Consider the following 23,048-nt stretch of genomic DNA (forward strand, 5'->3'; position numbering starts at 1 on the left):
ACACATGGGAAAAGGTATGCACTTAAAATCGCTGCATACAATCTGGTTAACTCTCTTCACGACGCTAGTACTGTTGGTATCTAGTGTGGCGAACAGTGAGCTGTTGATGAATATTCAAATGATGTCTACTGGCATGGCTCATCATCCTTCTATGATGAGTGACAGCGAACACTGTGGTATGCCTGGTATGATGGACGTCTCCATGACAGACGCTTCTATGTCCGAAGATGGCGATGCAAGAGAAACCAGCATGAACTGTGGTGGAGGCTCTGGCATGGTTCATACCTGCTGTACTGCCGCGTGTACGATAGTTTTCGTCCCCCTACCGAATCCTACCAATAGCCCAATGCCCGTCATCTATCGCGCAACTATTACTCCTGAAGTTGCTTCCCCAGTCGTACACGTCAGCCGCGACCTATATCGACCTCCAATAGCCTAAATCCGTCCTAGCATTCGACCCTGCGCGTGTATCGCAGGTTGTTTTAATGCGCCTGAACGATGAGGTAACAAGGCTTTACTGTTCCCGCAATAAAATCCGCACCTCCATCGATCCGGCGAACACTGGATTTAGATTATGGATATCAAACCATACCGCTTAGCTGCACCTATTTTTATGGTGGCTCTGGTCGCTGCGCCTACCTTGGTTAACGCCGCAGGAAAAGAGACGCACGCAGCGCAAAATTCCGCATCAAGTGAGCGAGCTTCAACGACCAAGCTTGCCCAACTGATCAACGTCGCTTTGAGTAACGATGGCAATCGTAAGCAATACTCTGCGCAATCTGCTGCCATGCGTGAAACGGGCGTCGCGAGTGCGACCTTGATGGACCCAAAACTGAAAGTGGGTTTTGGTGGCTTGCCTGTCGACAGCTTCAAATTCGATGAAGACCCAATGACCAACATCTCCGTTGGTTTAATGCAACAGTTTGAGCGTGGCTCGACGCTTGATTTACAGCAGAAAAAAGCCAATCAACAAGCCGACGGCCTTGGGCTTCAAGTCCATGCTCGTGAGCTTGAAGTAGCCAACAGCATGACTCAACTTTGGTTAGAACTTGGTTACCAGCAACGCGCTGAACAAATCATGCTTGAGAATCGCAAGTTGATGAAGGAGATGGAAAGCTTTATTCAAACCAACTATTCGATTGGTAAGAGTGAAGCGCAAGATCTGCTCAATGCCCAGCTTCAAGTCAGCAAGTTGGATGAGAAACTGCAAGCCAACGCACAAATGCAACGTCGTCTTATCTCTCAACTCTCCGAATGGTTGGGGTCAGATTGGTTGGCAAACGAAGAGGCTCTGCACGCGAGCAATCAACTTAATTGGGACACACTGAACAGCAAACTTGCTGCCAGTCAGGGTTCCACCAAGCATTATCAGCAACTCAGCCAACACCCGATGGTTAAGATGGCCGACGTCAGTATTTCTGCCAATAAAACGCAGGTGGAAATTGCTGAGCAAGCCTACAACCCACAATTTGGCGTCGAAGTAATGTACGCCTACCGCCAAGCCGACAACATGATGGGTGAACCCGCCTCCGATTTGGTCAGCGCTTACCTAACCATGGACATTCCGTTGTTTACGGGTGACCGCCAAGATCGCAATCTCGCGGCCGCTCAATACCAAGTTGGCGCGGCACAATCACAAAAAGACACCTTACTAACGCAGATGAATGCCAAGGTGAACACTCTGTTGGTTGATCGCGGCAACTTAACCCAACGCTTAGAACGTTATCAATCCACCTTATTGCCTCAAGCGAAAGCGCGCATTCAAGCCGTTGAGCGGGGTTATCAAAACAACACAGCGCAGTTTAACGATGTGATTTCCGCCACGACTGACGAGTTGGCTCTGCAATTGGAGCAACAACGTCTACTGACCGATCTCAACATCGCAAACAGCAATTTAGCCACCCTACTCGGTGGTTTCGACTATCAAGTCGAGCAACCAGAACTGTCTGAATTTAAAAAATAATAAGGTAAAACAATGAAAACATTACAAGTTGCAACCATCGCGCTGATTGTTGGTGGTGCTTTAGGGTTTGGTGCTAATCATTTTCTTACGGGCTCGGCTCACGACATGAGTGCGATGGGTGGCGAATCTGCTGCAAGCTCTAATGATCCGCTTTACTGGGTTGCCCCAATGGATCCGAATTACAAACGCGACAAGCCGGGTAAGTCCCCAATGGGCATGGATTTGATTCCGGTTTACGCAGAAGACCTATCCGGTGAACAAGACGCACCGGGTACAGTGACTATTGACCCTTCAGTAGAAAACAACCTCGGGGTTAAAACCGCAAACGCGACACTACAACAACTATCACCACGCATCGAAACGGTTGGCTATATTGCCTTTGATGAAAGTCTGTTATGGCAAACCAACGTTCGTGTGGCGGGTTGGGTAGAAAAACTCTACATCAATGCCGTGGGTGAGAAAGTGAAGAAAGGCGATGTGCTGTTCACGCTCTACTCTCCGGAACTGGTTAAAGCACAAGAAGAATTGCTGAATGCGTACCGCACTGGCCGCAAAGGTCTTGTAAAAGGCGCGACCGAGCGCTTGGTAACGCTTGGTGTTGACCGTGCTCAAATCAAATCCATTACTCGTAGTGATAAAGCATCGCAAACCATTGAAATCAAAGCGCCTGCTGATGGCGTTATCGCGAGCTTAAACGTGCGTGAAGGTGGCTATTTGTCCCCTGCTCAAGCGGTGATCAGTGCAGGTCCTTTGGACAATGTTTGGGTTGATGCGGAAGTCTTTGAGCGTCAAGCGCACTGGATGAAAGCGGGTTCTCAAGCCACGATGACCCTTGACGCGATTCCGGGCAATGAATGGCAAGGCGTCGTAGATTACGTGTACCCAATCCTTGATCCGAAAACACGTACGTTGCGTGTGCGTCTTAAATTCCCTAATCCAGATGGCGCATTGAAGCCAAACATGTTCGCCCATATTGCTCTGCAGCCTGTTACTGACGACGCAGTATTAACGATTCCTAAATCATCTGTTATTCGCTCTGGCGGTATGACTCGCGTTGTTCTGGCTGAGGGCAAAGGCAAATACCGCTCAGCTCGAATTGAAGTTGGCCGTGAAGCTGGCGAACAAATCGAAGTATTACAAGGACTTAAACAAGGCGATAAGATCGTTACTTCATCTCACTTCATGCTCGACTCTGAATCAAGCCAGTCGGCGGATCTGTCTCGCATCAATGGTGTAGAAGCAGCAGCAGAAACGGCATGGGCCAAAGGTGAGATCACGGATGTGATGAAAGATCACCGTATGCTGACCATCAACCACCAGCCTGTACCAGAATGGGATTGGCCGGGCATGGTAATGAACTTCACTTTCGCAGATGGCGTTGAGATGGGTGACTTGAAAAAAGGTCAGGCTATCGAATTTGAAATGCAAAAGACGGAGTCCGGTCAGTACCAAATCATCGACTACAAGGCAGACAACAGCGTCATTGCCGCAGAGGTTTGGCTAACTGGTGACATTAGCATGCTGATGGCTGATTTTGGCATGATCACCTTAAACCACCTACCGGTTGCAGAATGGAACTGGGATGCAGGCGAGATGAACTTCTCTGTGGGTGAAGACGTTGATCTATCGGGTTTTGAAGAAGGACAGAAAGTTCGGTTTCTAGTTGAAAAACAAGGATCTGACTACGTTCTTAAACAGCTAGTTCCTGCAACAACAGCCGTCGAGGGTTAATTATGATCAATGCTATTATTCGTTGGTCACTGAGCAACCGATTCCTAGTGTTGGTCGCGACCTTAGCCCTTGTATTAGGCGGACTTTACAGTGTAAAGAATACGCCTGTTGATGCGATTCCGGATCTTTCTGATGTGCAAGTGATCATCAAGACAAGCTATCCGGGGCAAGCTCCTCAAGTCGTCGAGGATCAAGTCACTTACCCACTCACCACCGCCATGCTTGCCGTGCCGGGTGCTGAGACAGTTCGTGGCTACTCATTCTTTGGTGACTCTTACGTTTATATCATTTTCAACGATGATACCGACATGTACTGGGCACGTTCACGCGTGTTGGAGTACTTAAGCCAAGTAGCACCCAAGCTGCCACCGAACGCAAAACCAACGCTAGGTCCTGATGCAACGGGCGTGGGCTGGGTTTACAGCTACGTATTACAAGACAAAACCGGCAAGCATGATTTGGCGGATCTTCGCAGCCTGCAAGACTGGTTCTTGAAGTACGAATTGCAAACCGTTGATGGCGTTTCTGAAGTCGCTACCGTCGGCGGTATGGTGAAGCAGTATCAAGTGCAGATTGATCCTGCCAAGCTGCGTGCGTACAACCTCACTCTGCAACAAGTGAACATGGCAATCCAAAACGGTAACCAAGAAACCGGCGCGTCCGTTATCGAAGTGGCCGAAGCCGAGCACATGGTTCGTACCACGGGTTACCTAACCAGCATTGAAGACATTAAATCACTGCCTCTCAAAGTCACTGAGAAAGGCACGCCGTTGCTATTAGGAGACATCGCAGACATTAACCTTGGTCCACAAATGCGCCGTGGTATCTCAGAGCTGAATGGCGAAGGTGAAGCGGTCGGTGGCGTTATCGTGATGCGCTTTGGTGAAAACGCCAGTGAAGTGATTGCGAAGGTCAAAGACAAACTCGCAGACCTACAACGCAGCCTGCCAGAAGGCGTGGAAATTGTTGCAACCTACGACCGTTCTACCCTTATCGATTCAGCGGTAGAAAACCTATGGAAGAAGCTTGCAGAAGAGTTCATCGTCGTTGCGATTGTGTGTGCGTTGTTCCTGTTCCACAGTCGTTCTTCATTGGTTATCGCTCTGAGCCTACCGGTTGGCATTCTCACTGCGTTTATCGTAATGCATTGGCAAGGCATCAATGCCAACATCATGTCCTTGGGTGGTATTGCGATTGCCATCGGTGCCATGGTGGATGGTGCAATCGTGATGATTGAAAACGTTCACAAGCACATTGAACGAACGCCACTGACCGATAAAAACCGCTGGCAAGTAATCGGCAAAGCCGCAGAAGAGGTCGGCGCACCGCTGTTCTTCTCGTTGTTGATCATTACTCTTAGCTTCGTACCAGTGTTCGCCTTAGAAGGTCAGGAAGGCAAGATGTTCTCGCCGCTTGCGTTCACTAAGACTTACGCCATGGCAGCGGCAGCAGGTTTGGCAATCACGCTCGTGCCTGTACTTATGGGCTACTTCATTCGCGGTAAGGTGTTACCGGAACACAAAAACCCGGTTAACCGCGGCTTGGTCGCGTTGTACCGCCCGCTGTTGAACACCAGCTTAAAATACCCTAAGACCATGATTGTTATCGCATTAGGTCTGATGGCATCGGCTTACTACCCAACCAGTAAACTGGGTAGCGAGTTCATCCCGCCGCTGGATGAAGGCGACTTGATGTACATGCCAACGACCTATCCGGGTATCTCAATTGGTAAAGCACGTGAGCTTCTACAACAAACCAACAAGCTGATCAAAACCGTTCCAGAAGTGAAAACCGTATGGGGAAAAATTGGCCGAGCTGAGACCGCAACCGATCCAGCGCCACTCACCATGATTGAAACCGTGATTCAGTTGAAGCCACACGACCAATGGCGTGAAGGGGTAACAACCGAGTCACTGCGCAAAGAGTTCGACAAGCTAGTTCAGTTCCCTGGTCTTACTAACGCTTGGGTAATGCCGATCAAAACGCGTATCGACATGCTGGCAACGGGCATCAAAACCCCTATCGGCATTAAGATCGCCGGACCCGATCTGAAAGTGATTGAGAAGATCGGTTCTCAGTTGGAGCCAATTCTTAATGGCGTACAAGGCACCGCATCGGTTTACGCAGAACGTGTAGCAGGTGGTCGTTATGTCACGATCGACATTAAACGTCGTGCCGCAGCGCGTTATGGCTTAAACATCAAAGACGTTCAGCAAGTGATCTCCACTGCGGTGGGCGGCATGAATGTGGGTGAAACCATCGAAGGCTTGGAGCGTTACCCAATCAACGTTCGTTACCCACAAGACTACCGCGACTCAGTGGTTAAACTGCAAAACCTACCGTTAGTGACACCAAATGGTGCTCGTATTGCACTGGCTGACGTAGCGGACATTCGTTACGAAGACGGCCCTCCGATGATCAAGACGGAAAACGCGCGTCCAAACGGCTGGGTGTTTGTCGACATCGATGGTCGTGACCTTGGCTCTTACGTCGTGGAAGCGCAGCAAGTCGTAGCTGATCAATTGGAACTTCCTGCGGGTTACTCGCTGGCTTGGTCTGGTCAATACGAATACATGGAGCGTGCGAAAGACAGATTGAGTGTCGTGGTACCAATCACCATCGCCATCATTATGCTGCTGCTTTACTTCAGTTTCCGTCGTGTCGGTGAAGTGATGATCATCATGCTTACCCTACCGCTCGCTATGGTCGGTGGTTTGTGGCTCATGCATATCCTCAACTACAACTTCTCGATTGCTGTTGGGGTCGGCTTTATTGCCCTAGCAGGCGTCGCGGTTGAAATTGGGGTCATCATGCTCGTCTACCTCAACCAAGCATGGCACTACAAAAAGCTGGATGCGGAAGAGAGCCAACAGAAGCTTGAGGCGAAAGACCTAACCGATGCCATTCGTGAAGGTGCAGGCCTGCGTGTCCGCCCAGTAATGATGACGGTACTGACGGTCATTATTGGTCTGATTCCGATCATGTACGGCGAAGGTACAGGATCAGAAGTAATGCAACGCATCGCCGCACCAATGATTGGCGGTATGGCATCGGCACTGCTGCTGACGCTGTTGGTACTTCCAGCCATCTTCAAGCTGTGGAAACAACGTGAGTTGCGCCCAAACAACTCAACTCCGAGCCAAACAAGCACGCAAACTGGCAACCAAATCGAAAACGCCGACAGCACAGATCGCACTGGCAACAAGGCTTAATCCCTACCTTCCCCTCAATCAATTCGTTTGGGGGGAAGCAACCAAGTTATTAATGAATTAAAACAAGGATATAAAAATGAAAAAGACACTAATCACTCTTGCTCTAGCCCTAACAACAACGACTGCGTTTGCCCAAATGGATCATTCAAACATGGACCACGCGAACATGGCTCATAGCAACATGAAGCATGAAAATATGGACCACGGCAGCATGAAGATGGACCACAGTAAAATGGACCATTCAAACATGATGGATATGCCGGGCATGTCGGCAGTAGGTATGCCAGCAAAAGGGGCAAAGCCAGACAAGGTGGTACACGTTATCTTGGGTGATGACATGACCATCAAGTTCAAAAAAGACGTTAAGATTGAGCCAAACGATGTGGTGCAGTTTGTAGTCATGAACACAGGTAAGATCAACCACGAGTTTACGATTGGTTCGGCTAAAGAGCAGCTAGAACATCGCGAAATGATGAAAACAATGAGTGGTGATCACATGCACGACTCGGGCAACTCTGTGACGGTCGAACCGGGTAAAGCGAAGCAGTTGTTGTGGCATTTCCACGGTGACAACAAGATTGAGTTCGCGTGCAACATTCCGGGCCATGCAGAAGCGGGCATGGTTAAAAAGATTGAACTGTAAGTAATTATCCAAATAGGCAAAAGGAGCTGATGATTCAGCTCCTTTTATGTCTCTGGAGCAAACTATTCGTTAGCTCATGACAAGGAATTCTGAGCCAGTGTCTCACGCTAAGATATTTTTGTGACCGAATCACTGACGTAATATATAAGCCAAACTACAGGCCTTGATAGCAACACTCTTCTCCCCATATTGAGACTGTTTAAGCGTATTGCGAAGAATCCTACATAAAATAGACATAGATTTAACAGTGCTTAGAGTATTGGCTCGTTATAGTTTACGTGACATCGCTATGGTGCGAACTAAAACTAAAATTGAAGAACACGATCCATGAAAAAGTTATTTTTGTTGGCTGGGCTAATGGTTTGCTCAACCCTAAGTTACGCGTCCCAACTGAATGAGGACATTTCTCTCCTCGAGCAACAAACCTCAAGCAGAATTGGGGTGTCAGTTTGGGATACCCAAGCAGACGAGCGTTGGGATTACCGTGGCGATGAACGCTTCCCACTCATGAGCACATTCAAAACCCTAGCTTGTGCCAAAATGCTAAGTGATATGGACAGCGGTAAGCTAAGTAAAAATGCGACCGCAAAAGTCGATGAGCGCAGTATCGTTGTATGGTCTCCAGTGATGGATAAGCTCGCAGGCCAAAACACACGCATAGAGCACGCGTGTGAAGCCGCTATGTTAATGAGTGATAATACCGCAGCCAACTTAGTATTAAATGAAATTGGCGGCCCTAAGGCCGTAACAATGTTTCTGCGAACAATTGGAGATAAAGCAACGCGCCTAGACAGAATAGAACCTCGCTTGAACGAAGCCACACCAGGCGACAGCCGCGACACAACCACACCTAACGCCATACTAAACACTCTTCGAACTTTGGTCGAAGGCGAAACGTTGTCTTATGAGTCTCGTGTACAATTAAAAATCTGGATGCAGGACAACAAAGTTTCAGACTCGTTAATGCGTTCTGTATTACCAACAGGTTGGTCTATTGCAGACCGTTCTGGTGCGGGAGGTCATGGTTCGCGTGGCATTAACGCGATTATATGGAAGGAAAATCATCGACCTGTTTACATTAGTATTTATGTCACAGAAACCGAGCTCTCACTTCAAGCTAGGGACCAACTCGTTGCGCAGATAAGTCAGTTGATTTTACAAAAGTACAAAGACAATTAAGTCACCACTCACCTGACCCTATTTGTATCCTTTTCTAGCCCTTCTATTCCAGAAGGGCTCATTCTGTACTTCCATCTTAAAAACACCACTTATTGAGTAATGACTTACTTATAAATAGGTATAAGATTTACTTATTTAGGGTGAGTTAACGCCCACATTAAGCAACCAAATGCACACAAACGGCGATAATTAAACCATACTCTTACCAAGAAGCACATTTTCTACAAAATAGCTTCACGTAATTTATTGTTGGTATTTGCAACATTGCCAAGGAGATGTCTATTGAGACTTGAAAGAACTTTTAACCCTGATGACTTATCGATGCAAAACATGGAAAGTCCGATATGTATGCCGATAGGGTTTGTTCACTTTTTAGCTCAATCGGAAACACTACAGCAAGTACTTGATACGGTGGCAGAATGGATAAATCGTATATTTAATTCTGACCGTGCGAGTATCACACTTTATGAAAACAATGATCATTTAAAGGTCTACTCTTTCTCTGGTAGTAAAGCGATTCCCGCTGAATTTTTAGTGCCCATTCATCAAGCGTTTGTTGGCCGAGTGTTCAAAAAGCAACAACTGATGATCTGCGACGATGTTACGCAATCTGATGAGATCGATTGTGTGATGCTCGCATCCAATGGTATGGGTACGTGTATGGACGCGCCTTTAATGCACGGTAAAGTCTGCCTAGGAACGCTTAATGTTGCGCATCATCAAACGCACATTTACACAAACGAACAAGCGGCACAGCTTCAGTGCATCGCTAATTGGATTGCTTTAAACATTGCCCTTCATATACAGATTATGAAAATGGAACACCTCGCCACGACGGATGATCTAACAGGTATTCCAAACCGCAGAGAGTTCATGCGACAAATCGAAAGCCGCCTAAATGAATACCGAACCCAGGGCATTGACTTCCATGTTGCTATTTTAGATCTCGACAATTTTAAAAGCCTCAATGACCGATTTGGTCATGACGCAGGCGATAAATCACTGATCCATGCAGTTAATACTATTAAAAGTCATCTACTTGATTGTGACTTACTTGCCAGAGTTGGCGGTGAAGAGTTTGCCATCGTATTAAGAAGTCGCTCATCACAGCAAGCTCTAGACACATTAGAAACGATTCGTAATGCACTAGAAACGACGACCGTTCAACATTCAGGTTGTGATATGAGCTTCACCGCGAGTATTGGGGTAACTCAAGTCTGTCGTCTCGACGACTCATTTGAACCACTCGTTAAACGCGCCGACTTAGCACTTTACAAGGCAAAAGAAACCGGAAGAAATCGCGTTGAGTTTCATATTGGTGAAGAAAGGTAGAAAAAATAAAAAAAGGTAGCGACTCATTGCGCTACCTTTTATCGATTCTAACCCGCTTAAAATAACTAATACGAACTTTAAGCCAGTTAAAAATAAGAATGAGCAAATTTAATTATGCTTTCTTAAGATCTTTAGCTGGGTAAGTTAGTGTTTTTTCGCCTGCTTTTACATGTGTGTAAAAACCGCCACTGCTTAAACCTGTAACAACCATTTCGCCAAGATCGATACCTTTAGTCGCTACTACTACGTCACCGATTGAAAACATATTGAATACCTTGTTTGTTTAGATTAAGACACTAAGTCGTTGCGCGGTATTTAATACGATATTAGGCAAAGCACCTAATCGAGTTTTTTATCGTAAAGATTAATTTATATTTGTCGTGAACTCTAAGTTTCCACATTGAAAATCACAGGATATTTTCCAAAAAAAGATGCGCTATTCTTGTGAAATACGGTAATATTTTCTAGCATCAAGTGCGGAGGTATTCTCCGCCCTCATTGGAGAAAAATGATGAAGAAAGGCCTAAAAATGCGTGCATTAGAGCGTTCTGATTTGCGCTTTATTCATGAACTGAATAACAACCGAAATATCATGGCCTACTGGTTCGAAGAACCTTACGAGTCTTATGACGAGCTCGAAGAACTTTATCGAAAACATATACATGATGACGCTGAAAGGCGTTTTGTCGTCGAAGATGAAGACGGCATCGTAATTGGCTTAGTTGAGCTGATCGAGATTAACTACATTCACCGCAGCGCGGAATTTCAGATAATCATCGCCCCAGAGCATCAAGGTCGAGGTTATGCGACAGAGATGATTAATCGTGCGTTAGATTACTCATTCTCAATTCTTAATCTACGTAAAATCTACTTATTAGTCGCAGTGGATAACGAAGTCGCTATTCACTTATACAAAAAATGCGGCTTTATCGAAGAAGGTCACCTTGTAGAAGAATACTTTATTAACGGCGCTTACAGCGATGTTAAGCGCATGTATATATTAAAACACCAATACCAGAAAAAGATCGAAGAAAACAACTCAATTCACTAGTTCATTCTATCAAAGTAAAAGCGCAGCTATTTGGGCTGCGCTTTTATTTATTCAAATTGATATTGATATGATAATACGATGCGCTTGTCTGCTTCATCCAAATAGGTGTTGTTGTCCATGACAAACGTCATTACGTTAAAAGAGTGGCGTTTGCTCACGAGGTAATCAAGGCCGATACCACCAAAGAAGCCTTTGTAGTTCTCTCCTTCACTGTTTTCTGAGCCGTAAGTGCCTGCTGCGAAGCTGATTAACGTCAGCTCTTTGGTAAACGATTTCAGCGCAAATGCACCAACGTAACCGCTACTGCCTGAAGAGCTCATCATATTGAAGCCATTCTCTGCACTTGGCGTACCCGTAAAGTTAGGCTCGCTACAGAGACTACTTTCTGCACCGTCACAAACAGGAACATCACCAGTGTTGTACGTATAGCCTGCCATTGGGAAAATTTGGAAGCCTGCTGGCTCAATCCCGAAATAACTTAGCGGCATAAAGGTACCAACGCTGTAGTTGGTTTGATCCGCGCCGTTTACGTATTCATTTTTACCGAAGTTGAAGTTCACGATACCGACCGGAAACAGCCACGAGCCACCAATACGCCACTCGCTCGCATCATCATTGATACGCAGGTTAATTTTGCGCGCTTGGTCAAGCGCAAGTGAGCCCGAGAATGAGATGTTTTGATCATCAAAATCGTAGTTGTTTGCGTAAGACGCGCCAAATTTCGTGATGACTTTTGTTGGGTCATCCGCCAACTTGTTTTTATTGTCTTTTACTCGATGCTCGGCACCATGAGCCAGCGTACTGACCAACAAAGTCGTACACACTAACGCTAGTTTATTTTTCATTTTTTAGTCCTTTGAGATGTTGAATACCCGCACTTAGCTGCGCAGATACTTTTTGAATCATCACTCACTGGATGTGACAGAAGCGCCCTAACTACCTTAGATGGCATGACAGCATCTAGTGCAGGTAGTTAGGGTAGAATGGCCTGTAAGGAAGGCGTTTTAGCGATTAGGAATGATTAGTTTTTCCAGTTGTAGCTCATGCTCATGAAGTACAGAGCAGGCTCATCAAAACCAGCTTGTAAGCGTGGCGTTTCCGACGACTCCATCAAGATCGCTTCAAACGCGAAACCAATTGAGTTTTCTGAATCCAATTTGTAATCAATGCCTGTACCAATGCGGTACGCCTTGCCAGTAGGAACGGTAATGTCACCGTTTGATTGGCTTTCATACATGCTGGTATCGAATGCAAAACCTGCATTCCACATCATTTTTTCATTCAGTTTGTACTGAGTACCCAATGCGATTTGGTAAGTGTCTTGTGTCTCTACATCGACCAATTCTGCAGCCTTAAGCGTGGTTGTGTATTCGCTCCAGTCTTGCCAGTTCACGTTCCACATCACCGCTAGGTCATCATTCACTTCATGGTAAGCACTGAAGATCAGTTGTTGCGGAGCAATGGAGTTGCTGTTGTCGAATTCAAATTCGGTTTCAGAAGAGTAAGACAGACCAAGACGAGTGCCTGGTGTTGCCTCATAAAGCACACCTACTCGACCGTTGACCTGAGTATCTTGGTCTTCGTCATTGAAGTTCAGGGCTCCCTTCGTTTCCACTTCATACATACCATACTGAATGCCAAGCGCCGCACCCACAGACCAGTGATCATTGATGCGGTAAGAAGCGGAAGGTTGAATGGTCAACGCTTGTGTCGTTGCTGTAGGAATATCTAAATGATTATTCAAAAGACCTTCGTACTCGAGGCCAAGGCCGTAGTTGCCATACAGACCAATACCCAGCGTCCATTTGTCGTTCACTTGTTGGCTGTAAAATGCCGACGCCATAGGAACAAAACCAATCACGTTGCCCGCATCGCTAGTCATCGTGTCTAGTTGCGCGTCACCGTAAAGGCCAATCAGGTTACCAGAGAAAGATTTACCAGAAACATTCGCCAGACCAGCCGGGTTTGCTGCCATTACTGAGGCATCTTGCGCACGAGCCGCCATACCAGCGGATGCCAAACCAATATCCGATGCTGTAGTTTCATAAAGGTATAACCCACCCGCTTGCGCAGCAGCACACGTCAGTAGAGAGCTCGCTACGACGATTTTTGAAAGATTTTTCATGCTAAAACCTATTATTGTTAGGGGAACCCACGCTGCGACGGTGGTTGTATATCAATGAAAGGCATTGGCCAATCGCACACAGCGTGGGGGTGTTGTGGAGTCAGTCAGTTGAAATCAGCGTTATTGCTCGCTCACCTCAAGTTCAGTGGGTTTCTTTCGCTTAAACTTCTCGCGCAGAGATTGCATCATCACGAAGAACACTGGCGTCAGTAACGTGCCTACAAACGTAGAGAGAATCATGCCGCCGAATACTGCAAAGCCCAGTGAGTGACGAGATGCCGCGCCGGCACCCGATGCAATCACCAACGGGAATACCCCCCAAATGAAGGCGAATGCGGTCATCTGTACTGCACGGAAACGAATTCGAGCAGCTTCTTTGGCAGCATCAATGATGGATAAGCCCTTTTTTTCTCGCAGAACTTTGGCAAATTCCACGATAAGAATCGCCACTTTGGCGGACATACCGATCAAGATGACCACACCAATCTGCACGTACAAATCGAACGGTTGTCCCACCAGCAGTAGCGTGCCCATTGCGCCGAGAATCGCGACTGGAACCGCCATCATTACCGCAGCAGGAATAGTCCAGCTTTCGTACTGAGCCACCAAGAACAAGTAGGTGAACAGCAAAGACAATGCGAACGCGATTGGCGCCATGTTGCCTGCTTTCATCTCTTGGTAAGTCATGCCTGACCACTCGTACGAGTAACCACTTGGCAAAGATTCCGCAGCCAGTTTTTCAATGGCTTTTACAACATCACCCGAGCTGTAACCTGGCGCTGGCGCACCGTTCACGGTTGCAGAACTGAACATGTTGTAGTTCGATAAGGTATCAGGGCCGAAGATCGGCTTCACTTTCACTAGCGTTGCCAGTGACACCATTTTTCCAGAGCTTGAGCGAACAAACAGATGGTCGATGTCGTCGATGTTGTCACGGTATTGCTCTTCTGCTTGCACTTTCACTTGGTACGAACGACCAAACAAGTTGAAGTCAGAAATGTAGGCACCGCCCAACTGCGCTTGCAGTGTGCTGAAGATTTCATTCAACGGTACGCCCATCGAAATCGCTTTATCGCGGTCAATATCGATGTAACGTTGCGGAATGTTCGCACGGAAAATCGAGAACGCACGCGCCACTTCAGGCAGTTGATTGATTTGGCCAACAAAATCAGCGGTTGTTTTTGCCAACTCTTGTGGAGAACGGCCCAAGTTGTCTTGCAGCACAAGGTTGAAACCATCCACCGCACCCATGCCTTTGATTGCCGGCGTCGCGAAAACGAACGAAGCGGCATCTGGCGTTGAGTTCAGCATTTGGTTAACTTTGCTCATCAACGCGCGTTGGTGTAACTCAGGGTCTTTACGTTTGCTCCAGTTATCCAGTTTGATGATCAACATGCCCGAGTTTGGAATCGACGCCATGTTAATTACCGAGAAGCCCGCAACCGAAACCACGTTCTCCACACCTTCCATCTGTTTTAGCTCATCAACGTACTTCTTCATTAATGGTGCAGTACGCTGCAATGCTGCTGCGTCTGGCAAACGCATTTCGACCATGAACACGCCTTTATCTTCGTTCGGTACGAAAGAAGAAGGTACGGTCATGAACGCAAATGCCAGCACCGCAATAAGCGCGCCATAAACACCGATACTCAGCACAATACGACGGCTCAAGAAGCCAACTAAACCTTGGTATTTGCGCGTTATTGCTTCAAAACCTCGGTTAAACGCACGCAAAGGCGCAATAGGTTGCGAGTGAGTAGATTTCAACATCAACGCACAAAGCGCTGGCGTTAACGTCAATGCGTTGATCGCAGAGATCAGCACCGATACACAGATGGTGACCGCGAACTGGTTGAACATTCGACCAGAAATACCCGGCAATAGCGCAACCGGTACGAATACCGCCAACAAAATAAGCGTTGTTGCCAATACTGGCCCCGTCACTTCTTTCATAGCTTGGATAGTGGCCGGAATCGGGTCTAAATGCTCTTCATGAATAACCCGCTCCACGTTCTCTACCACGATGATCGCATCGTCCACCACGATACCGATGGCGAGGATCAAGCCAAACAACGAGATCGTGTTAATGGTCATGCCCATCACGCCCATGATTGCGAAAGTCGCAATGATGGAAACCGGAATCGCTAAGGTTGGAATAATGGTCGCTCGCCAGTTCTGCAAGAAAACGTACACAACGAAGGTGACAAGAAGTACCGCAATCACCAGCGTCTCATACACTTCATCAATCGATGTCTCTACGTATTCGGTAGAGTCATACGCGATGTCATAGACCAAATCATCTGGGAACGATTTCTCGTGCTCTTTCATGGCCTCTTTCACGCGTTCCATCACGTCTAGCGCGTTCGCGGTCGGCAACTGGTACAAGGCCAGAACGGCGGCTGGTTCGTTATTCATACGACCATCAGCTTCGTAACCTTGTGCGCCAACTTCGACACGAGCCACATCTTTCAAGCGAATCAAAGAACCTTTCTTGCTCGCACGGATGATGATGTTCTCGAACTCTTCCGCAGAAGTAAGGCGGCCTTTGGTTTGCAAAACATATTGATATTGCTGGTCGCCCGGAGCTGGCATACCACCGATCTTACCCGCCGCCACTTGGATGTTTTGCGTTTTAATTGCGCCGATAACATCGCTAGCAGAAAGCTTCAAGGTGGCCAATTTATTTGGGTTCAACCAAATACGCATTGAGTAGTCTTTCTTACCCAGCAGCGTAATGTCACTCATACCTTCGATACGTTTTAGACGCTCAACGATATTGAGATCCGCGTAGTTAGAAAGGTAGATACTGTCGTAAGACTGTTTCGGAGAACGCAGTGTGATAACGCCCAGCATGTCGGAAGATTTCTTCTTAACCGTCACACCGATTTGGTTTACTTCTTGTGGTAGAGACGACGTCGCCTGTGCCACCAAGTTGTTCACACGAACCTGTGCCATATCGCCATCTGCGCCCACTCGGAAGTAAATACGCAATGTGTATGAGCCATCGTTACCAATCACAGAAGACATGTAAATCATGTCTTCAACGCCGTTGACTTTGGCTTCTATCGGTTGTGCTACGGTCTTTTTAACCACGTCCGCGTTTGCACCCGGATACATGGTGCTCACCGTAATTACCGTTGGAGAGATTTGAGGATACTCAGAAATTGGCAAGACTTTCAGGGCGATCATACCCATCAATGTCATCGCCAGTGAGATCACCAAAGCAAACTTCGGCCGGTGAATGAAAAATTTACTTAACATCAGTACTCACTCAGCCTTGTTCACTCTGTAGTTCAACGTCTTTCACCGTTGCACCCGGACGCACTTTTTGAAGACCATTGACGATGACTTTTTCGTTAGCCGCCAAACCAGTCAGCACAGCACGTTTCACACCGTAGGTCTGACCGAGTTCAACGTTACGACGAGACACCACGTGATCATCACCAACCACCATGACGTAGTCACCCGCTTGGTCTTGTTGAACAGCCGCCGATGGGATAAGCAAACCATCAATGGTTTTGTTGCGCAGCTTGATGGTCAAGTTGCCATATTCACCCGGCATAAGCGCGTAAGTTGGATTATCGAATTGTGCTTCTGCTCGAATTGAGCCTGTTTCTAAATCGATCTTATTGCCAACGGCGTAGATCTTGCCATCAAGCGGATACAATGAACCGTCTGAAAGCGTCAGTGTTAAATCAACATCCAGTTTGTCATCGTTACGATGAGCCACATCAATCGCACTTCTTACGTGGCGGTAGAGCTTCTCATCCACATCAAAGCCAAAGCGAATTGGGTCTACTTGAGTGATCGAAACAAGAGGAACGAGTTGAATTTTCGAAATACGGTCACCCACTCGGAAGTTGCTGAAACCCACGCGACCAGAGAAAGGAGCACGCACAGAGCTAAATTCAAGATCGAGCCTTGCTGAAACCAGCGTCGCCTTCGCCTCTTCTACCGAAGCAATCGCTGCGGCTTGCGCGGCAATGGCGTCATCGTATTGCTGCTCACTGATGCTTTTATCTTTGATGAGTTTCTTCACACGTTCTGCATCACGCGTAGTTTGAACGAGTTGCGCTTTTGCTTTTTGCAACGACGCTTTTGCATACGCCAGTGCCGCTTTGTAAGGACGGTCGTCGATTTCAAACAACAATTGGCCTTTTTCGACCATATCGCCATCTTTAAAATAAATCGCGGTTAATTCTCCACCGACTCGCGGCATAATATCAACGTCATTTACCGCTTCAGTTCGACCGATAAAAGTATGATAAGGAGTGATTTTTGTTTCGGTTAGGGTAACGGTTTCAACAGAGGGTGCTTGGGCTGTTTTCGTTGCGATATCGCCAGTTTTGCATCCTGATAGTAATGCAGAAGATATAGCAATAGATACCAACGCAAATTTATATTTGGCTTTCATGATAAACCTACTTTATATAGAAAGTGCTTTGGCCTAGATATTTAAATATATGGATAAACACACTTTCTATTCTGGAAATAAACGAGGGAGTTAGAATTGGTAGTTAAATTCGATACGGTGATCACCATCACCGAAATTAACGTGCTCATTCCAGTTTGCAAAGTAACGAATATTTGCGCGAGGATTAATTTGATAAGACAACGCAAACTCATGAGTCAAGATATTATCTTCACCCGCATAATAAGTATCTTTATATTGACCAGACCCTGACAACGTATGCATATACATTGGGTTGTAGTTAATCCAGATTTTATCGGTTAATTCAATTTTTGAGTACATACCCACAACAGTGAAAGTACCTGGAATTTCATAACCTTTGTCATCACCACTAAAATCATTAGCAATAGTGACACCCGCACCAGCTAAAGGAAATAGCTGCAACATACCAAACTTAGGTAGACCTTGAATAAAGCTATAAGATGCATCTAATTTATCGTTATCAACGTCGTAGTTTACATCTAATTGACGGCCTAGACCTTTTGCGACTTCTACTTGGAAATTACGTAGTCGGAAAGAGTCAATGCTGTCATCAACGTTGGCATATATTGGATCGTCATTGTCGCGAATGCCAAATAGCTCACCACCAATGCCTTTCATTTCAATGATGTTCATCGCCATGGTACCAGGCTGGCTAGATTGGTAAGTTTGACCGATTTTGATGTTCGCGCCTTTATCAGTAATACCAAAGCCAGCTTGGGTGTATACCGCAAGTGGGTCAGACATATCTTGTAGTTCTTCGCTATTGTTTGTTTGCGCATAGGCAGAAGACGCGAGTTGTAGGGCTGCAACCACAATGGCAACAGACGGTTTCACTAAATTCATAAAACTGTATCCATTTTAATGATTATAAAATTATTCACGTCATGAGGTCATCATAAATAGCAAGCAACACAACTCGCTTTGGATAACATAAATTATCAAAGCAAATTCAATAATGACGAAACATTCGACGTTTTAATTAAAATAAAATAAAGCATCGTAAAAGTTCAATCACCGCTACTTATATATTATATAACTTGAAATTTGGTAATACTAACGAAGAAGGAAATATTAAAACTTATGAAAATTCAATTATCATTAGAACAAATGATTAATTAATTTTACCATATGAATAGAGAGTGCAATGGATTTAGGTGATCGCGATCAATGTTTCATTTCGATCGTACAACACTCTTCAGATTAATTAGAACATTATAATAATTTAAAAACCTTAGTTTGATTAGCCTAGCATCAGATTAGAATAGTAGGCCTATAATAAATAAAAAGGGAATCACTCTCTGTGATTCCCTTTTATTATCGAGCGATAAATCGCCGATGCGTTTCGATAACTAAAACGCAAACAATTCGCACTATTGCAGTCTCTCTATTCCCATATTGAACAGTGCAAAACTATAAATATCTGCATTTGTCTCAATTATTTTACGCGTTGGTGTGCCTGCACCATGTCCTGCATTGGTTTCGATGCGAATTAAGGTCGGATTTGAACCCGCTTGCTTCGATTGCAACTCAGCAGCAAATTTGTATGAGTGAGCAGGAACAACACGGTCATCATGATCACCGGTTGTAATCAATGTTGCTGGGTATTCCACCCCTGCTTTTACATTGTGCACCGGCGAATAACTTTTCAGATATTGGAACATCTCTTTACTTTGCTCTGCCGTGCCGTAGTCATACGCCCAACCAGCACCTGCGGTAAAAGTATGGTAACGCAGCATATCCAGTACGCCGACTGCTGGCAGCGCCACTTTAAACAGCTCTGGACGTTGCGTCATAACGGCCCCTACTAACAAGCCACCATTCGATCCACCGTTAATGGCTAACTTGTTTGATGACGTTACCTTTTCATCAATTAGGAATTCAGCCGCAGCAATAAAGTCATCAAACACATTTTGCTTTTGCATTTGAATGCCAGCGTTGTGCCATTCTTTGCCATATTCCCCACCACCACGAATGTTCGCTACCGCGTAAACACCACCAAGCTCTAACCAAGCCGCACGTGTCGGGCTAAAAGATGGCGTGAGGCTAATGTTGAAACCGCCATAACCATATAGGATGGTTGGTGCACTGCCGTCCATCGGTGTCCCTTTTTTATAGGTGATGATCATCGGCACTTTTGTTCCGTCTTTTGAGGTGTAAAACACCTGGCGAGATTCATACAAAACAGGGTCAAATGGCGCTTTAGATTTGTAGTACACCTCGCTATCACCGTCTTTGATGTTCAGACGATAGGTAGTGCTTGGCATCTTGTAGTTGGTGAAAGAATAGTAGACTTCGGTTTCTTCTTTTTTCCCCGAGAAACCGTATGCGCTGCCAATATCAGGCAATTTGATTTCTCGGATGAGTTTGCCGTTCATGTCGTATTGCTTCACCATCGAGATCGCATCAACAATATAGCTCGCAAACAAATTGCCACCCGCGGTAGAAACACGTAACACGTTCTTTGTTTCAGGAATCACATCTTTCCAGTTTTTGGGCTGCGGCTGACTTGCATCCACCGTCACGACGCGTTTGTTCGGCGCATTAAGGTTCGTAACCAAGTACAGTTTCGTGCCTTGGTTGTCTATCACCCAAGTATCAGAACTGGTGTTATCTAAAATGGTTTTGAGCGAGCTATTTGGCTTACTCAGGTCTTTGAAGAACAGTTTGTTGCCCGACGTCGATACGCTAGCTGAGATAAACAAGTAGGGTTCATCTTCCGACGTGTAACCCCCAACGTAGCGATACTTTTCGTCCTTTACACCACCGAAAATTAATTGGTCTTCACTTTGTTTCGTCCCTAGTTTATGAAAGTAGAGCTTGTGTTGGTCTGTCTTCGCGGAAAGTTCACTCCCTTTTGGCTTGTCATAACTTGAGTAATAGAAGCCTTGATTGCCGAGCCAACTGATGCCACTGAACTTAATATCCACCAACGTTTCGCCGACGGGCTTTTTGGTTTCTGTGTCTAACACAATGACTTTGCGCCAATCGCTACCGCCTTCCGAAATGCTGTATGCAACCAAAGAACCATCACGTGAAAAGCTCACTCCCGCTAACGATGTGGTGCCATCTTCACTAAAAGTATTTGGATCGAGGAAAATTTCTGCTTCACCATCACCTAGCTGCCGATAAAGCACGTCTTGGTTTTGTAACCCGTCATTTTTGTAGAAGTAAGGGAACTTACCCTCTTTGAACGGCTGGCTTTGTTTTTCGTAATCCATGAGCTTAGTGATGCGCTCTTCAATCTGCTCGCGGTAAGGGATTTTCGCCAGATAATCAAACGTCACTGCATTTTGCGCCTTCACCCATTCTGCGGTTTCTGGGCTGAGATCGTCTTCCAACCAGCGATAAGGATCACTCACTTTTGTACCAAAGTAGTCATCGACAATATCCACTTTTTGTGTGGTTGGATACGTGATGGCTTTCGGGCTTACCTGTTCAACCGACGATTGCGCCGCTTCATTGGCATGCGCCACAGACAACACACTTCCGAGTGCGAGAGCGGTTGTGAGTGCTAGGGTGTTCTTTTTCATGAAATTCCTTTTTATTTTTCTGTTGTCTTTTTGTGCAATACATCAGAACTCTACTATATATCGACAAAATGAATCTAATTTCATTAAACGAGTTGTGAAAGCCATCCTAACTCCCTCATTTCCTTCCAGTTCTACAAACTAGTAAGTGGAAGTGTAGAACTTGGGAACAATACTGAAGAGCTACGATGACGTTTACTCTCTTTCGTCTAAGTCAGCTCGATTTGGCGCAAAACCCCAGACTCAGAAGCGAAATCTTGGTCGTGACTAATCAGAACAAATCCACCTTTGTATACATTTAACGCCTGACTAAGCATTACTTTTGACTCGAGATCGAGATGGTTATCTGGTTCATCGAGCAGCAGCAAAGGCTGGGAGTGTTGATGGCTGACGATCAGCATTGCGAGCTTCATCTTCTCGCCACCGCTTAGTACGCATCCCAACCGAAACACAGCGTCTCGACGAAAACCGATCCCCGCCAATAAGGTTCTCGCTTCACTTTCCGTCATCTCTTGGCAGGTCTCCATTACGTTCTCAAGTAACGAAAGATTTGGATTCACTGCGCCAAAGTGTTGGTCGAGATAATACAAGGGGGTATTCACTTGCAGCTCACCACTCAGCAACGACAACTCGCCAAGCAACGTCTTTAACAAGGTTGACTTTCCGCAGCCATTTTTCCCTTTGAGATGGACTTTATCGTTCGCAAAAATCTGCAAAGTGATAGGAGTAGAATCCCCAAAAGGCAATATACCTTCTTGTATCGACAACACTTTTCTCGAACGGTTCGGATTATCTGCAAGATAAAGCTTTTGCGCTTTGAGCTGCTCATGTCGCGATTGCAACGCCCGCTCTTTGGCTTGTAAATGCGCTTGTCTGAGTTGCTCATTCTTATTGCGATTTGAGGCGCTGGCGGTCGCGCTATCCTTTTTGCCATCAAGCAAAATTTTGGGCTGACTGCCGTCTTTGCGCAGTTTGTTCCCTTGCGCGGCGCGTTGGTCTGCTTTTTCGCGATTTTTCTGGGCTTGCTCAGCTAACCGTTTTTTGTGTTTATCGACCTGCGCTAACTGCCTTTCGACCGCTTGTAACTCAGTGCGTTTTTGCTCGGCATACACATCGTAATTTCCACCAAAAACTTGTAAGCCTAGACCCGATAGTTCCCAAATTTCCTCCATCTCTCGTAGCAGCTCACGATCGTGACTGATGAGTAAAATCGCGCCACCGAAATGCCTCATAGACTCTATCAGCCATTGTTTCGCCTCGGTATCGAGGTGATTGGATGGCTCATCAAGAATCAAAAGCTCCGTTTCGTTTTCAAACAACTGCCATAACTGCAAACGTGCCAACTGACCACCACTGAGCCGAGCACAAGAGAAATCAGGGTCTTGCGGCAAGCCCATCGCAGCAAGCTGCTGTTTGAGTTTCTGTTCAATATCCCACTGTTCGCCAACCAGTTCGAACCAATGCTCAGAAACATCACCTTGTTCAATCTGCTTCAAAGCATGTAAGACCGAGTCTGTTCCCAGAAACTGGGCGATCGATTGCTGGCCTGAAAGCAGATCAGACGGCTGCTGGCGATACATCATGAAAGAAGAGGGAGAAGTCACAACACCGCTGGCAGGCTGAGTTTCTCCCGCCAAAATGGAAGCCAAAAGCGACTTACCGATGCCATTGCGCCCAACCAAACCAACACGTCGTTTAGTCATGGAACAAGAAATAGACTGAAATAGCGTCTCGCCATTATCAAACTGATGGCTAACATTAAAAGCTTGTAAAACCGGCATAATTTGCCTCCTGTATGACAGGGACAACAGCCGTAGCTATGATTTGAAATT

16 protein-coding genes are annotated in these 23,048 nt (G+C 46.2%); 8 read left to right on the top strand and 8 right to left on the bottom strand.

The window, feature by feature from the left end; genetic code table 11:
- Nucleotides 1-16: 16 nt before the first annotated feature.
- The 7 genes from R7040_RS15095 to R7040_RS15125 all read left to right on the top strand — a co-directional run bounded on the left by R7040_RS15095 (nt 17) and on the right by R7040_RS15125 (nt 10,060).
- Nucleotides 17-439, top strand: a complete 423-nt coding sequence (locus R7040_RS15095) for a hypothetical protein (RefSeq protein ID WP_064354572.1) — start codon at nt 17-19, stop codon at nt 437-439.
- Between the two features lie 135 nt (nt 440-574).
- Entirely contained in the window at nt 575-1,963 is a 1,389-nt protein-coding gene (locus tag R7040_RS15100; protein WP_064354571.1) for a TolC family protein, read from the top strand.
- Between the two features lie 12 nt (nt 1,964-1,975).
- Entirely contained in the window at nt 1,976-3,694 is a 1,719-nt protein-coding gene (locus R7040_RS15105) for an efflux RND transporter periplasmic adaptor subunit (protein ID WP_318096898.1), read from the top strand.
- 2 nt (nt 3,695-3,696) lie between these two features.
- Entirely contained in the window at nt 3,697-6,906 is a 3,210-nt protein-coding gene (locus R7040_RS15110; protein WP_064354569.1) for an efflux RND transporter permease subunit, read from the top strand.
- Nucleotides 6,907-6,982: 76 nt separating this feature from the next.
- Entirely contained in the window at nt 6,983-7,549 is a 567-nt protein-coding gene (gene copI, locus R7040_RS15115; RefSeq protein WP_064354568.1) for a copper-resistant cuproprotein CopI, read from the top strand.
- A 327-nt stretch (nt 7,550-7,876) separates the two neighbouring features.
- A complete protein-coding gene (locus R7040_RS15120; RefSeq protein ID WP_005375420.1) occupies nt 7,877-8,728 on the top strand; it encodes a carbenicillin-hydrolyzing class A beta-lactamase CARB-42 in 852 nt (283 codons plus the stop codon).
- Nucleotides 8,729-9,010: 282 nt separating this feature from the next.
- Nucleotides 9,011-10,060 (top strand): sensor domain-containing diguanylate cyclase, encoded by a 1,050-nt coding sequence (locus tag R7040_RS15125; RefSeq protein WP_053303796.1) that lies wholly within the window; start codon nt 9,011-9,013, stop codon nt 10,058-10,060.
- 112 nt (nt 10,061-10,172) lie between these two features.
- Here R7040_RS15125 and R7040_RS15130 read toward each other — a convergent pair whose 3' ends face one another.
- Entirely contained in the window at nt 10,173-10,325 is a 153-nt protein-coding gene (locus R7040_RS15130; protein WP_005375418.1) for a hypothetical protein, read from the bottom strand.
- Between the two features lie 246 nt (nt 10,326-10,571).
- On the opposite strand from R7040_RS15130, the gene speG reads away from it, so the two are divergent.
- Nucleotides 10,572-11,111 (top strand): spermidine N1-acetyltransferase, encoded by a 540-nt coding sequence (gene speG / locus R7040_RS15135; protein WP_005375417.1) that lies wholly within the window; start codon nt 10,572-10,574, stop codon nt 11,109-11,111.
- A 47-nt stretch (nt 11,112-11,158) separates the two neighbouring features.
- Here speG and R7040_RS15140 read toward each other — a convergent pair whose 3' ends face one another.
- The 7 genes from R7040_RS15140 to R7040_RS15170 all read right to left on the bottom strand — a co-directional run bounded on the left by R7040_RS15140 (nt 11,159) and on the right by R7040_RS15170 (nt 22,997).
- Complete coding sequence (locus R7040_RS15140; protein WP_318081385.1) at nt 11,159-11,956, bottom strand: hypothetical protein; 798 nt, start codon at nt 11,954-11,956, stop codon at nt 11,159-11,161.
- Nucleotides 11,957-12,132: 176 nt separating this feature from the next.
- On the bottom strand, nt 12,133-13,236 hold the full coding sequence (locus R7040_RS15145) for an OmpP1/FadL family transporter (RefSeq protein ID WP_053350522.1): 1,104 nt from the start codon (nt 13,234-13,236) through the stop codon (nt 12,133-12,135).
- Nucleotides 13,237-13,356: 120 nt separating this feature from the next.
- Nucleotides 13,357-16,497, bottom strand: coding sequence for an efflux RND transporter permease subunit VmeQ (gene vmeQ, locus R7040_RS15150; RefSeq protein ID WP_171345483.1), 3,141 nt, complete (start codon nt 16,495-16,497; stop codon nt 13,357-13,359).
- 10 nt (nt 16,498-16,507) lie between these two features.
- Nucleotides 16,508-17,650: an efflux RND transporter periplasmic adaptor subunit VmeP gene (vmeP, locus tag R7040_RS15155; protein WP_318081386.1), complete on the bottom strand. Its 1,143-nt coding sequence runs from the start codon at nt 17,648-17,650 to the stop codon at nt 16,508-16,510.
- Between the two features lie 90 nt (nt 17,651-17,740).
- On the bottom strand, nt 17,741-18,532 hold the full coding sequence (locus R7040_RS15160) for a hypothetical protein (RefSeq protein ID WP_171345484.1): 792 nt from the start codon (nt 18,530-18,532) through the stop codon (nt 17,741-17,743).
- Nucleotides 18,533-19,059: 527 nt separating this feature from the next.
- Nucleotides 19,060-21,219: a prolyl oligopeptidase family serine peptidase gene (locus R7040_RS15165; RefSeq protein WP_318096899.1), complete on the bottom strand. Its 2,160-nt coding sequence runs from the start codon at nt 21,217-21,219 to the stop codon at nt 19,060-19,062.
- A gap of 206 nt (nt 21,220-21,425) precedes the next feature.
- Nucleotides 21,426-22,997 (bottom strand): ATP-binding cassette domain-containing protein, encoded by a 1,572-nt coding sequence (locus R7040_RS15170; RefSeq protein ID WP_064354565.1) that lies wholly within the window; start codon nt 22,995-22,997, stop codon nt 21,426-21,428.
- Nucleotides 22,998-23,048: the final 51 nt, after the last annotated feature.

The sequence above is a fragment of the Vibrio sp. 1069 genome, from assembly GCF_033340555.1.

Coding starts and splice junctions, on each gene's coding strand:
- R7040_RS15110 (WP_064354569.1), top strand. CDS start 3,697: ATGATCAATGCTATTATTCGTTGGTCACTGAGCAACCGATTCCTAGTG.
- R7040_RS15130 (WP_005375418.1), bottom strand. CDS start 10,325: ATGTTTTCAATCGGTGACGTAGTAGTAGCGACTAAAGGTATCGATCTT.
- R7040_RS15105 (WP_318096898.1), top strand. CDS start 1,976: ATGAAAACATTACAAGTTGCAACCATCGCGCTGATTGTTGGTGGTGCT.
- R7040_RS15170 (WP_064354565.1), bottom strand. CDS start 22,997: ATGCCGGTTTTACAAGCTTTTAATGTTAGCCATCAGTTTGATAATGGC.
- R7040_RS15120 (WP_005375420.1), top strand. CDS start 7,877: ATGAAAAAGTTATTTTTGTTGGCTGGGCTAATGGTTTGCTCAACCCTA.
- R7040_RS15100 (WP_064354571.1), top strand. CDS start 575: ATGGATATCAAACCATACCGCTTAGCTGCACCTATTTTTATGGTGGCT.
- copI (WP_064354568.1), top strand. CDS start 6,983: ATGAAAAAGACACTAATCACTCTTGCTCTAGCCCTAACAACAACGACT.
- R7040_RS15145 (WP_053350522.1), bottom strand. CDS start 13,236: ATGAAAAATCTTTCAAAAATCGTCGTAGCGAGCTCTCTACTGACGTGT.
- R7040_RS15165 (WP_318096899.1), bottom strand. CDS start 21,219: ATGAAAAAGAACACCCTAGCACTCACAACCGCTCTCGCACTCGGAAGT.
- vmeQ (WP_171345483.1), bottom strand. CDS start 16,497: ATGTTAAGTAAATTTTTCATTCACCGGCCGAAGTTTGCTTTGGTGATC.
- vmeP (WP_318081386.1), bottom strand. CDS start 17,650: ATGAAAGCCAAATATAAATTTGCGTTGGTATCTATTGCTATATCTTCT.
- R7040_RS15140 (WP_318081385.1), bottom strand. CDS start 11,956: ATGAAAAATAAACTAGCGTTAGTGTGTACGACTTTGTTGGTCAGTACG.
- speG (WP_005375417.1), top strand. CDS start 10,572: ATGAAGAAAGGCCTAAAAATGCGTGCATTAGAGCGTTCTGATTTGCGC.
- R7040_RS15095 (WP_064354572.1), top strand. CDS start 17: ATGCACTTAAAATCGCTGCATACAATCTGGTTAACTCTCTTCACGACG.
- R7040_RS15160 (WP_171345484.1), bottom strand. CDS start 18,532: ATGAATTTAGTGAAACCGTCTGTTGCCATTGTGGTTGCAGCCCTACAA.